At 38.5% G+C, this 15,252-nt stretch carries 2 protein-coding genes (1 of these 2 running past the window's edge); both read right to left on the bottom strand.

Going from position 1 to position 15,252, the window contains the following annotated elements; translation table 11 throughout:
* Positions 1–7: 7 nt before the first annotated feature.
* Positions 8–925 (bottom strand): PorP/SprF family type IX secretion system membrane protein, encoded by a 918-nt coding sequence (locus ACEN2I_RS09170; protein WP_441765798.1) that lies wholly within the window; start codon positions 923–925, stop codon positions 8–10.
* A 54-nt stretch (positions 926–979) separates the two neighbouring features.
* On the bottom strand, positions 980–15,252 hold the 3' portion of the coding sequence (locus ACEN2I_RS09165) for a DUF7507 domain-containing protein (protein WP_441765797.1). The gene runs 13,975 nt beyond the window's last position; 14,273 of the gene's 28,248 nt are visible here — the last part of the coding sequence; the start codon falls outside the window, past its right edge — the gene reads right to left on this strand; its stop codon occupies positions 980–982.

Here is a 15,252-nt window from a genome sequence, read left to right as displayed (position 1 = left end):
ATATTTTTTAGAAAAAACGAGGAGTCGTTATTTTGCCATTGTTTTTAAAGAATTCGTAGCGCAGAAAAATTTCATGCGACCCCGAATTGTAATTATTAAGCTTAGTAGTTTCACGATCATAACCGTAACCTATATAAAGACCATCCGTAATTTGAAACCCTGCCATAGCACTCAATGAGGAACTCCATCTATAAGCAGCTCCCAGTACAAATTTATCTGCAAACATGAAATTGGCCGAAATATCTACCTGAAGTGGTGCTCCTTGTATCATTTTTGCCAAAACTGCAGGCTTGAATTTGAAATACTCATAGTGGTCCAGGTTAAACACATAGCCTCCCATTAAATAATAATTGATTTTATCCTTGTAAATAGCAATATCATCGTCATCATACCGATTTGTTTCTATAAAATTCGGAATAGAAAAACCAATATATGCCTTGTCAGAATGCCAGTAAACTCCAGCCCCGATATTGGGAGAGAACTTATTTCTCAAATCCTGAAACTGCGGGTCGCCCTGATCTTCTGGGTTCAGTTTATTGATATCCAGGTTGAATAAATTAGCCGTTCCTTTTATTCCAAAAGAAAGTTTAAAATCGGCCGATACCTGCACGGTATATGATATATCTGCAGAGAAATTATTTTCGTTTGTAGGCCCTATTTTATCATTGACAAGCGAAACTCCAACACCTAAATTACTGTTATTTATGGGAGTATTAACTGAAAAACTGCTGGTTTCAGGAGCTCCGTCAAGACCAATCCATTGCGTACGGTACAAACCGAAAAAACTCAATGCTCCGCGAGATCCTGCATAAGCAGGATTTATAGTAATGGTATTATACATATATTGTGTGTACTGCGCATCCTGTTGTGCAAAACAAGAAACTGTTACAAACATTACGACCAAAGAAAATAATTTAGTTCTCATAGTAAATAATTTATTTCGATTATTACCAATCCTATTTATAAGGCATATATTATATTAATTTCCGGATAAGTACAGGTATCCTGTTTTACTTACAGGTTCATTTAAATAAGTGGTATACGTAATTACATAGAAATAAGTTCCGTCAGGCAATCCTTTTTGTTTAGCGATGGTTGCTCTTCCTTCAGAAATACCTCTAAAAGCTACCGATTCATTATCGTAACCGTAAGCATCATAAACTAAAACGCCCCAACGATCATAAATTTGTACATAAGCATTAGGATAACATTCTATTCCATCAATTTTAAATACCTCATTTTTACCATCTCCATTTGGAGAAACGGCATTATGAATTGTTACCTGACAAGCATTTAACGTTAATATTGTAGGATCATCTTCAAGATTAGAATTATCATCAGAGAGATCTGTTGCTGCTAATCCGTCAGGACTGACAGATTCTACAACCGCCTGATTCTCTACTTTTCCTAATTCAATATCAGCTGCGGTTAAACCATAATTACCCACAAAAGCAGTTGTGTTCGTTTCACCCTGTCTTAAAATAATTGGATCTCCCGCAATGGTCATTCCTGGTTTAGGATCTTTAACAATGATATTTACCAAAACCACATTTCCGGTATTGGTTATAGCGAAATTGTACGTTACTGATTCTCCAATTTCTGCATAACCATTTTTGTTTTCGTCGTTAAAGGTTGCTGTTTTAATGATTGCTATTGATGGTTTAAGGGTTAAATCGATTACTGTAGGATCGTCATCGCCTGTTAAAGTTGGATCTGTACTGTCTGAAACATCTGTAACCGGATTTCCTGAAGGATCATCGCCAATAACAAGAGCCGTGTTCATCACTTCTCCGTTTGCAACATCAGCTACGGTAACAGTATATGATGCAGCTGCTGTTCCTGTAGCTCCCGGAGCCAATGTACTTGGTATTACTGCTATTGATGTCGCTGTCACCATTGGATCTGTAATTTCAACATTAGTCAGAATTACATTTCCGGTATTTTTAACTGTAAAATTATAATTGATTACTGAGCCTGTCCCTCCGCTGCCTGTTAATTGTCCGCCTTTAATTAATGTTAATTCTTTAAATTGAGTAATTGGTGTCACTGTTGGATCATTGTCACCTATAAGTGTCGGATCATTACTATCAGATAAATTCTGAATAGGGTTTCCTGTAACAGGCTGAGCGGTAACCAAGGCCTGATTTACTACATATCCTAAATTAATATCTGCCTGAGTCAATGTATAAGTTCCGGTATAACTTGTCACATTAACCTGACCTACAGCAAGCGAAACAGGGCTTCCTGAAATGGTTGCTTTTGGATCTGTAACCGTAACATTGTTTAGATCTGTTGTTCCTGTATTGGTGATACGGAAAGAATAACGGATCAACTCTCCCGGCTGTGCATAACCATCTCCATTTGTATCTGAGAATACACCTTGTTTAATCAACGTAACTGCTGGTTGTACTACTGTTATTTTTATAACTGCCTGATCGCAATTTAACGCATTGAGGTTTTCGCAAACTTGATAAACAATGGTATAAATTCCGGATGCTGTACCAGCTGGAACACTGACCATTCCGGTTTTAGTGTTTAATACCGGAACTCCTCCTGAAATGACATCAGCAGGTGACAACACATTTATTGTAACCTGTGATAAAGTTGGTGTCGCATTATCCAGTAAATCGTTTGTTAGAACATTTATTACATCGGCAGCTCCGTCAAGACCATTGATTCCAGATGCTGTATCATCATTTGCAATAATAGAACCTGAAACAACCGTTACAATAATATCAGCCTGGCTGCAATTTGCTGGGTTTAAAATTTCACAAATTTCATATCTGATGGTATACATTCCGCTTGGAGTACCAGCCTGCACGCTTACATTTCCTGAAACAATATCTAATTTTGGTACCGGCCCAGAGTTAATAGGTATTGCCGGAGTTATAACTCCAATAGCAATTTCTGCAAGTTGTGCTGCCACTCCATTCAGATTATCGTTTGTAATCGCATTAATAACATTGGCCTGACCATCGAAACCATTTATATTTAGAACCGTGTCATTATTAGCTTCAATTGCAGTTGCTGTTACGGTAATGAATACCATCGCATCATCAAAATTTAATGGATTTAGATTCTCAGTAATTCGATACTGAATTCTATATATACCAGCCGGTGTTTTAGCAGGTACACTAACAATTCCGGTTGATGGATCTAAAACAGGAACATTTGGATTACCGTTTACAGGATCTGCAGGATCAAGAATCGTAATGGTAATTTGACTGATATCTATAGCTGATTTTGCTTTTTTAGAGGTGATAGACGAATCATCGAAAGAATCATTATCTAAAACATTCAGAGCATTTGGAGATCCCGTATATCCATTTACATTAATATCAATATCATTTTTGGCAATAATTGTCGCAGCAGTAACTTCAATAATAATATTGGCTTCACTACAATTGGCCGGATTTAATTTTTCGCAGATTCCGTAATGAATAGTATACGTTCCTCCCGAAGTTGCTGCAGGAACATCTACACTTCCGGTTGCAGTATTTAATGCTGGAACAGGATTACCGGATACATAATCAGCTGGTGTTGCTGTACTTATTGAAGTAATATTTATTTGAGATAATTGGGCTGAAGTACCGTTTAGTAAATCATTTGTTATTGCATTCACCACATTAGTAGAACCTTTATATCCGTTTATATTTGTTACGTTATCATCAACGGCAAGAATTGGTGGGCTAATAACCGTAATATAAACCGTTGCATCATTACAATTGGCCGAATTTAATTTTTCACAGATATGATATCTAATTTCATAATTACCTGCAGGAGTACCTGCCAGAATATTTATTTTTCCTGTAAGTGGCTCTAATGTTGGAACTGGACCGCCATTAATTGGTACTGCTGCCACATCAACAGTAATATTGACATTACTTAAACTTACAGCTGTACCATTAAGCGTATCATTTGTTAAAACATCAATCGCATTATTGGTTGCCACATAACCGTTGACATCCATTAAAGTATCATCATTAGCTTCTATTGTCGGAACACCTACAACGATTGTAATAATAGCACTATCATTATTTAATAAGTTTGCCTTTTCTCTAAGTGTGTAGGTAATGGTATATGTTCCCGCAGTTGTTCCCGCTGGTACATTCACGATACCGGTTGTTGCATCTAATACAGGCATTTCACCTCCATTAAGTGCTATTGCAGGAAAAATATTGGTAATACTAACATCTGCAGGGTTTACCAAAGCTCCATTTAAGATATCGTTATCTAAAGCATTTAAGGCATTTGCTGTTCCTACAAAACCATTTATTCCTGTAGCATAATCATCTACAGCATCTATGAGTGCTGCGACAACTTTAATTCTGATAATGGCTTCATCACAATTAGTTGCATTCAATTTATCGCAGATTTTATATACAATGAAATATTCTCCCGCATGAGTTCCGGCAGGTACATCTACATTTCCGGTAAGGATATTCAATACAGGAACCGGAGCTCCGTTAATTGAACTTGCCGGAGTAACTAATGTACCAGTGAAATCAACAAGTTCTATAGGATTTCCGTCTAATGTATCATTATCATAAGCATTTAATACAGTATTAGCTCCGGTGTTACCATTAATATTTTCAGCTTCATCATCATTTGCAATAATGGGCGGTGCAATTACAAGAATAGAGATTAAAGCTTCATCGCAATTTAGCGGATTGAGCTTATCACAGATTAAATATCTTATTTGATAAGCTCCGGCCGGTGTAAACTCCGGAATAGTTACAAGTCCAGTTGTAGGAACTAAAAACGGAACTAAACCTCCATTAATTGGTGTAGCAGGAGATAGTACTGTTTTTGCAACTAACTCTACATCAGCTAAAGGTGATTCATCATATAAATCATTGCTTGTAATGGCGTTTAGCACTTCTGGTGAACCGGCCAAACCATTAATATTTGTAATCAAATCATCTTCGGCTACAATTTTTGGTCTCTCTACAATGACCATAACTGTTGCCTGACTACAGTTGCTTGGATTTAATTTTTCGCAGATTTCATATTGAATTGTATATGTTCCAGATTGTGTTAATAAAGGAACATCAACATTACCTGTAAGCAGGTTAATAAACGGAACATTACCATTAACTGAAGCCGGAGGAGTCGTGGTATTCAAAGAATGAATATCAACCTGAAGTATCGATACTGGTAAACCATTAAGTCTGTCATTGCTTAAGATATTAATTACATTGTTTGCTCCTCTATATCCGTTAATACCATCTGAAAAATCATTATTTGCATTGATAAATGTACCCAAAACGGTAATCTCAATATCAGCTTCACTGCAATTTACAGGATTTAGTTTTTCACAGATTTTGTAGTGAATCGTGTACGTTCCTGATGATGTTCCAGCCGGCACATCTACATTTCCAGTAGTAATATTCAAAGTAGGTACCGGGTTTCCTAAAACATAATCAACTGGATTTGCAGTACTTATTGAAGTAATATCAATATCCGTCAATTGAATATCAAAGCCATTTAGCCTGTCATTTGCAATCGCATTTATAACATTATTTGCACCCACAAATCCATTAATATTATTTGCAGAATCGTTATTGGCCATAATACCTGGTGCAATAACGGTAATCGTTATATCTGCTGTATCAAAGTTAGACAGATTGAGATTCTCGCTAAGCCTGTATCCAATTGTGTAAGTGCCTGCTGCCGTTCCTGCAGGTACACTAACATTTCCGGTTGTTGGATCTAATGACGGAATTGCTCCTCCATTAATAGAAGCAGCAGGAACAATATTACTGATGGTTACTTGTGAAGGAATGACAGCAACTCCGTTTAAAATATCATTCGCTAAGGCATTTATCACATTGTTTCCTCCAATAAAACCGTTGATATTCGAAACTGAATCATCAATAGCATTTATTGCTGCTCCAATTACAGTTATGCTGACAATAGCATTATCACAATTCATTGGATTTAGGTTTTCACAAATATGATATGAAATTGTATACATGCCTGCCGGAGTGCCTGCCGGAATACTTACCATTCCTGTTAAAGGTTCTAATACTGGTACAAATCCACCGTTAATAGGTAATGCAGGAATATCAACTGTAATAGTAACTTTTGTTAAGTCTGTAGAAGCTCCATTTAGCATATCATTTAATAAAACATTGATTGCATTATTAGTTGTTACAGAACCATTGATATTGGCTACTAAATCATCAACTGCCTCGATAACCGGAACAGTAACCGTTACAGTAATTACTCCGTCATCACAATTCGTCGCATTAAGTTTTTCACAAATACGATATCCGATAGTGTAAACTCCTGCGCTTGTACCTGGTGGTATGCTTACCATCCCGGTTGCTGTGTTCAATACTGGAACTAGTCCGCCGTTAATTGGCGTGGCAACTGCTGTCACGGTGGTATTTATTTCTGCCAATAATACCGGGTTGCCGTTTAGCGTGTCGTTGTTGATGGCGTCTAATGAGTCTGTTGCTCCAACATAGCCATTGACTCCCGAAACAGCATCATCATTGGCAACAATTACTGAAGCGGTTACCGGAATCGTAATAATAGCCTGATCACAGTTGGCAGGGTTTAACGTCTCACAGATTCTATAGGTTATGCTATAAGTACCCGCTGGAGTATTAACCGGAACACTTACTATGCCTGTATTTACATTCAAACCTGGAACCGGTCCTCCTGCTATGGAAACCGCTGGAGATACAACCGTTTTGGTTATTTGGCTCAATACCAAAGCGGAACCGTTTAACGTATCATTTGTATAAGCATTGATTGCATTCACTATTCCTGTTTTACCATTTACAGAAGCTGGTAAATCATCTACAGCATCAATTACCGGAGAAGCAACCTGTACTACAATAGTTGCCTGATTACAATTCGTTGGGTTTAATTTTTCACAAATTTGATACACAATCGTATATCCTCCTGCAGGCGTACCAGCCGGAACACTAACAATTCCGGTACTTGGATTAAATACTGGAACAGGACTTCCTGTTGCAGAAAGTGCTGGTTTGACAATCGTAGTTTCTATTTTAGAAAGTACTAATGCGGCTCCATTGAATGTATCATTTCCGTAAGCATTCAATACATTGCTATTTCCTGAGTTACCATTAATACCTGTTGCCATATCATCATTGGCTTCAATTGGTGCTGCTGTTACCTCAATTTTCACAATTGCATTATCACAATTGGCTGTATTTAATCGTTCGCACAATTGATACATAATTGTATAATTGCCTACCGGAGTCCCTGCTGGTACGCTAACAATTCCGGTTGCTTCATCCAACAATGGCACATTAGCCCCAGGGAACCCTGGAGTAGCTTGATTTATAACGGTAGCTTTTACAAGTGCTTTTGTAACAACTGTTCCGTTGAAAGTATCATTGCTTAAAAAGGCATTAGCAATATTCAGATTTCCTTCATAACCATTAATTGGACCCAATACATCATCATTGGCAATAATTGGTGCTGCCGAAACTCTAACCAATACTGTTGCCATATCACAATTAGCAGGATTTAGTTTCTCGCAAATTTGATACTCAATTGTATAAGCTCCCGCTGGTGTTCCTGCCGATACTGATACCGAACCGTTACTAATATCTAAAGTTGGAACTAATGCTCCCGCTGTTAATGGACTTGCCGGATTAATCAATGTTATAGTGATTTGACTTAGATTTACCGCTGCTGCATTTAACTTGTCATTAGCTAATACATTAATAATATTAGGATTGTTATTGGTTCCGTTAACTATTGCCGGAGTATCATTTACCGCATCCATAACTGGAGCAACCACTATGACAGCTATTGAACCATTGTCGCAATTGCTTGGATTCAACAGTTCACAGATTTGATAATTAATTACATAATTTCCTGCCGAAGTTCCTGCTGGAACAGAAACTAATCCAGTTGTAGCGTCTAAAACAGGAATCTGACCGCCGTTAATTGCTGTTGCACTTTGCGTAACACTAATTTTTATTTTAGACAAGTTTATTACGGCTCCGTTCAATCTGTCGTTTGTGATTGCATTCAGTATACTGTTCGCACCAACATAACCGTTAATTCCTGTAATGCCATCATTATTCGCCACTATTTCCGGACTGATAACCGAGATATAAGCAATTGCCGTATCACAGTTGGTTGGGTTTAATTTTTCACAAATTTGATACTGTATAGTATAAACTCCTTTGGCAGTACCTGCAGGAACAGAAACATGTCCTGTAGCAATATCCAATATCGGAATCTGTCCTCCATTTATAGGAATGGCTGGCTGAACCACACTTATGGTAATCTCACTTAACATTACCTGAGTCGAGTTAAGATTGTCGTTTAAGGTAACATTTACCACATTGGCTGCACCTGTAAATCCATTAATTTCTGTGGCAAGATCATCATTCGCTTCAATTGGTGCTGCCATAACTATTACTCTTATTATCGCATCATCACAATTAGCTGGATTTAATTTTTCACAAATCTGATATCTAAAAGTATACAATCCCGATGGTGTTCCAGCAGGTACACTTACGATTCCGGTGGTGGTATCAAAAGACGGAATACTAACTCCCGGAATTGGTGCTGGTGAACTTAAAATTGTCGTGTTTAATTCGCTTAAAATTAAAGCAGATCCATTAAAAGTATCATTATCAAAAGCATTCAACGCATTGGCCAGTCCGTTTTTTCCATTTACCGGTAAGATTCTATTATCGTCATTGACTACAATCGGAGCAGCTAAAACTTCAATTACTGCTGTAGCAATATCACAATCGGTTGAATTTAAATTTTCACAAATTCTATAAGTAATAAAATATTTTTTAGCAGGGGTTCCTGCTGGAACACTTATCAATCCAGTTGTAGTATTTAATGTTGGAACAGGTCCTCCACCTACTGAAATTGCAGGTACCACTACCGAAATTGTAATATCTGCCAATTCTGCTGGAAGTCCGCCCAGAATATCATTAGAAATAACGTCTAAAACATCATTCGCACCTAGATATCCATTAACTCCCGATACATTATCATTATTTGCTATTATAGTTGATGTTCCTATATTTACTTTTATAGTAGCACTATCACAGTTACCCGGATTTAAGTTTTCACAAATTTGATATTCTATAGTATATCCACCCGAAGTTGTTCCTGCCGGTACGGACACCAGTCCTGTAGTAGTATCTAAATATGGAATTTGTCCTCCAGAAATTGGCAATGCGGGATTCAATACCGAAATTGTTATTTGTGATAACGATACAGGATTTGCATTCAGTACATCGTTTGCAATGGCATCTAAAACATCAGTAGCCCCTGTAAATCCGTCAATACCTGAAACAGAATCATCATTTGCAATTATTTTTGCCGCTACAACATTTACAGTTATAATCGCATTATCACAATTTGTTGGATTTAATTTTTCGCAAATACTGTATTGAATAGTATAAGTACCCACTGGTGTATTTGCTGGAACACTAACAATACCTGAAATAACATTTAGAACTGGTACTGGACCTCCTAAAGAAGTCGCCGGTGCTAATTCGGTAATTTGAATTTCTGACAATAGTACTGTCGATCCATTCAGATTATCATTTGTAATGGCATTTACAACATTCGATGCACCTGTTAATCCGTTTACATTGGCTGCAAAATCATCCTGTGCTTCTATTACCGCAGGATTTACGGTGATAGTTACCGCTGCACTGTCACAATTTGCTGCATTTAATGTTTCGCAGATTTGATATACAATCGTGTATGTTCCTGCCGTAGTTCCAGCCGGAACAGATACAAATCCTGTTGCTGGATCTAAAATCGGAACAGCTCCGCCAAGAGATGTTGCTGCAGTTACCAGACTCATAATAACCTCATCAGCCATAACATTGGTACCATTGATCATATCGTTTTGACCCGCATTTATAACATTCAATGCACCTGCATATCCATTGATTCCTGTTACCAAATCATTGACAGCATCAATTACAGGTGCTGAAACTGTAATGGTAATTTTAGCAGTATCGCAATTTGCCGGATTTAATTTTTCACAAATCTGATAGCCTATTTCATAAGTTCCCGCTGGTGTCTGAGCCGAAACATTTACATTTCCGGTAAGGGTATTTAAGACCGGAACAGGTCCACCGTTAATAGGAACAGCAGCAGTAAGAATGCTAATTTTAACATCTAATACTTTTGCCGGAAGTCCGTTTAATAAATCGTTATTGATCGCATTAATCACATTGGATACTCCTGTATAACCATTTACATTTAATACCGAATCGTCGTTTGCTGTAATGGTACCTGCTGAGACAGTTATACCAACAGTTGCATCGTCACAATTGGCTGGATTCAATTTATCACAAATACGATATGTAATGATATAACTTCCTGCTGGCGTTCCTTCCGGAACATTTACTTTTGCTGTATTGGTGTTTAAAAATGGTACTAATCCTCCGCTAATTGGAGCTGCTGGCTGCACAACGGTTAAATTGACATTTGATAATAATGCTGTTTGGCCATTGAGCTTATCATTTGGCAGAACATCAAGAACATTGCTCGCTCCGGTCATTCCGTTTATATTTGCTACCAAATCGTCATTGGCAACAATTGCGGGAGCATCAACTGTTATAGTTATAGTTGCGGTATCACAATTAGCTGCATTTAATTGTTCACACAATTGATAATCGATCGTATAAATTCCTGCCGGAGTTCCTGCTGAGACCGTAACTTTACCCGTAGCAACATTTAGCGTTGGCACTAATCCTCCATTGATTGAAATAGCTGGGTGTACAATTTTAATTACTGTTTCAGATAAGTTAGCTTGTTGTCCGTTTAGCAAATCATTTGTCATTACATCCAAAATATCATCAGCACCTACAAATCCATTGATGTTATTTACCGCATCTTCATTGGCAACAATAGAGGCTGAACCAACCGAAATACTAATTCTGGCATCGTTACAATTAGTTGGATTTAAAATTTCACAGATACGGTAATCTATAAAATAGTTTCCTGCTGTAGTACCCTCCGGAACACTAACCTGCCCTGTTACAGTATCCAAAAATGGTACAGCTCCACCGCTTATTGAATTAGCAGGGGCAACAACCTGAGTCTGGATTTCACTACTATTAACAGCACTATTGTTTAAGGTATCATTGGTAAGGGCATTCAGAATATTAGATTGCCCTGTGTAACCATCTATACCGCTTATTGTATCGTCATTGGCAACAATTATCGGTGCAATAACGCTAACACTAATGGTAGCCTGATCACAAACAGATGGATTGAGTTTTTCACAAATTTGATACACAATAGAATATGTTCCTGCCGAAGTACCTGCAGGTACATTTACCAATCCTGTTGTTACATCTAATTCCGGTATATTGCCTGTGCCGATTGGTGTTGCCGGAGTTATCACACTTAGATTAACTGTATTAAGCGTTACCGGAATTCCCGTTATCTCATCATTTGACAGGGCATTAACCACTGCGTTTGCTCCATCATAACCATTTATATTGGTTGCCTCGTCGTTATTTGCCACAATTGTCGAGGCTCCTACTCCTATTTTTATAGTCGCAATATCACAATTACCAGAGTTCAGATTTTCACATATACGGTATACTATGGTATAAGTTCCTTCGGTAGTTAATGGTGGTACAGTAACTTGTCCGGTAGCCGTATTTAAAACAGGAATATTTCCCCCTAACGAAACCGCTGGTACCACTACAGTAACGGTAATTTGTGATGTATTCACTAAAGCTCCATTTAAGGTATCATTAGTTAAAGCTGCAACAGCATTAGTCTGACCTAATAATCCATTTACATTGGTTACCGAATCGTTTACCGCATCGATAACCGTAGCATTTACTGTAATTGAAACAGTAGCGGTATCACAATTAGCAGGATTTAATTTTTCACAAATTCTATACACAATTGTATAATTTCCTGCTGTTGTTCCTGCCGGAATACTTACGATTCCTGTTGTGGTATCCAATACAGGAACCATACCGCCATTTATTGGTGTTGCAACACTGATAACTGTGGTGGTAATTTCAGCTAACAATATAGGATTACCATTTAAAGTATCGTTGTTAATAGCATCTAAAGCATTCACAGCTCCAACATAACCATTGATTCCGGAAAGAGAATCATCATTAGCAATAATTCCAGAGGCCGTTACCGGAATGGTAATTGTCGCCTGATCACAATTATCAGAATTTAAGTTTTCACAGATTTTATAGGTAATGGTATAAGTAGCTGCCGGTGTACCCGCCGGAACAGTTACGATACCTGTCGTTAAATTCAATGTAGGAACTAAGCCTCCTGCTATTGGAACTGCAGGCGAAACTAGTGTTCTGGTAATTTGACTCAATACCAAAGCAGAACCGTTTAACGTATCATTTCCATAAGCATTGACTGCATTCAATGTCCCTGTTTTTCCGTTTACGACTGTTGCTAGATCATCAACGGCATCTATTATCGGAGTGGCAACCTGAATCAAAATAGTCGCCTGATCACAATTTTCTGGATTTAGTTTTTCACAAATTTGATACACAATAGTATAAGATCCTGAAGGTGTGTTGGCTGGAACATTTATGTTTCCTGTTGTTATATCCAATATAGGGACTAATCCTCCACTAATAGGCGTAGCTCCTTGGACTACAGATAGATTTACCGTTGTCAAAGTTGCTGTTATCCCATTTAGGGCATCATTCAATAAAACATCTACCACATTTACAGCTCCTGTAAATCCATTAATTCCTGTTGCGCTGTTATTGTTAGCAATGATTGGCGCAGCAGTAACAGTAATAGTTACTGTGGCGGTATCACAATTTGTTGGATTTAACTGCTCACACAATTGATACTGGATTTGATACGTGCCTGCCGGTGTATTGGCCGGTACAGTTATCAATCCAGTTGCAATGTCTAATATCGGAACTAATCCACTATTGATTGGGGCTGCCGGTGTTATAACACTTAATGTTGTTGCTGAAAGACTTGTTGGAAGTCCGTTTAGCAGATCATTTGGCATAACATCTAAAACGTCTGCCGCGCCATTGAGTCCATTTATGTTGTTTACAGAATCATCATTGGCAACTATAGTGGCTGTTAATACATTGATGGTGATTATAGCCTGGTCACAATTGGCTGGATTCAGTTTTTCGCAGATGCCATATTCTATGGTGTAAGTACCCGCTGCGGTACCTGCCGGAATCGACACTTGTCCGGTTGTGGTATCCAGAACTGGAACCGGATGACCGTCTATTGCGGTGGCTGGGGTAATCACTTGGGTGGTGATTTCTGACAGTTTCACAATATTGCCATTTAACCTATCATTGGTTAACGCATTTATTGCATTGACTTGTCCTGTAAATCCATTGATTTTGGATACCGAATCATCTGTGGCAATGATGTCTGTAGCAATTACACCAATGGTAATGGTGGCCTTATCACATACTGTTGGGTTGAGTTTCTCACAGATCTCATACACAATACTGTAACTCCCTGATGGGGTGTTCGCTGGAACATTGACCAATCCTGTGGCAATATCCAATACTGGAACATTGGCTGTGCCTATAGCCGTTGCTGGTGTAACAACTTGTAAGTTAACGGTACTCAACGTGGCTGTTAGTCCCGATACGGTGTCATTGCTTAAAGCATTAATAACGCCGTTGGCTCCTACATAACCATTGATGTTACCTGCTGAATCAACTGTGGCTACAATGCTAGATGCTGTAACGGCTATCGTAATTACTGCCTGATCACAATTGCTTGGATTTAATCGTTCACATATTTCGTATTCTATGGTATACGTTCCCGCTGGTGTGTTGGCTGGTACACTTACGAATCCAGTGGCTGGATTCAAAACGGGAACCAAAGCCCCTGTTAGTAATGGAACCGCTGGGATTGTTACTTGTGAGGTGATTTGTGAGGCTTGTACCAAAGCTCCGTTTAGCGTATCATTAGTATACGCATTTAATATATCATTCTCTCCTGTAATTCCATTGATATTCGGTGCCGAGTCATCAACTGCATCGATAACCGGAACATCAACTGTAACGGTTATCACTCCATCATCGCAATTTGTTGGATTGAGTTTCTCACAAATACGGTAACCAATGGTGTACACTCCTGCGCTTGTGCCTGCTGGGATGCTCACTAGTCCTGTTGTGGTGTTTAAGGTTGGAACTAATCCTGCGTTGATTGGAACTGCCACACTGGTTACTGTGGTGGTAATTTCATCTAATAAGGCTGGATTGCCATTTACGGTATCGTTGCCAATGGCATCCAAAGCATCTGTTGCTCCTACATATCCGTTAATGCCTGCAATACTATCATCATTGGCTACAATTCCAGAGGCGGTTACCGGAATGGTGATGGTAGCCTGATCACAATTGACTGGATTTAATGTCTCACAGATTTTATAGGTAATACTATAGGTACCCGCTGGTGTGCCTGCTGGAACGCTTACGATACCAGTGGTTAAATTAAGTGAGGGAACTGTTCCTCCTCCTATAGATACTGCTGGGGACACAACTGTTCTGGTGATTTGGCTCAATACTAAACTAGCTCCGTTTAAGGTGTCATTGCCATAAGCATTGATGGCGTTTTCTATTCCTGTTTTTCCGTTTACGGCTGTGGCTAGATCATCTACGGCATCAATCACTGGAAGCACTACCTGCACCAAAATCGTTGCCTGATCACAATTCGCTGAATTGAGCTTCTCACAGATTTGATACACTATCGTGTAAGTGCCCGCTGGAGTATTCGCTGGAACGCTTACGGTGCCGGTTGTTGTATTAAATATAGGAACTGATCCTCCGTTAATAGGGACTGCAGGTTTTACAATTGTGGTTTCTAATTTAGATAGTACTAACGCACTTCCGTTAAAACTATCATTAACATACGCATTTACAACACTTGCATTACCAACATAACCATCAATGCCAGTTGCTATATCATCATTGGCATTAATTGGTGCAGCGATAACCTGAATTCGTACAATAGCATTATCACAATTGGTTGGATTCAATCTTTCACACAGTTGATATACGATTGTGTAAATTCCCACTGGCGTTCCAGCAGGCACACTAACAATTCCGGTTGCAACATCCAGTAATGGAATATTTGCTCCTGGAAATCTTGGAGAAGCAGGATTAACAACTGTAGCTTTTACTAATGCATTCGTAACAACTGCTCCGTTAAAGATATCATTACTTAAAAACGCATTCGCTACATTCAGATTACCTACGTAACCATTTATTGGCTCTAAGAAATCATCATTTG

The organism is Flavobacterium sp. W22_SRS_FK3 (assembly GCF_052113665.1).
Lineage (GTDB): Bacteria > Bacteroidota > Bacteroidia > Flavobacteriales > Flavobacteriaceae > Flavobacterium.
The sequence above is the reverse complement of the archived record's forward strand: the minus strand, read 5'-3'. Positions and strand labels throughout refer to the sequence as shown.

Bases quoted from the DNA above. Each gene is read 5' to 3' on its own strand.
- ACEN2I_RS09170 (WP_441765798.1), bottom strand. From the start codon at position 925: ATGAGAACTAAATTATTTTCTTTGGTCGTAATGTTTGTAACAGTTTCT.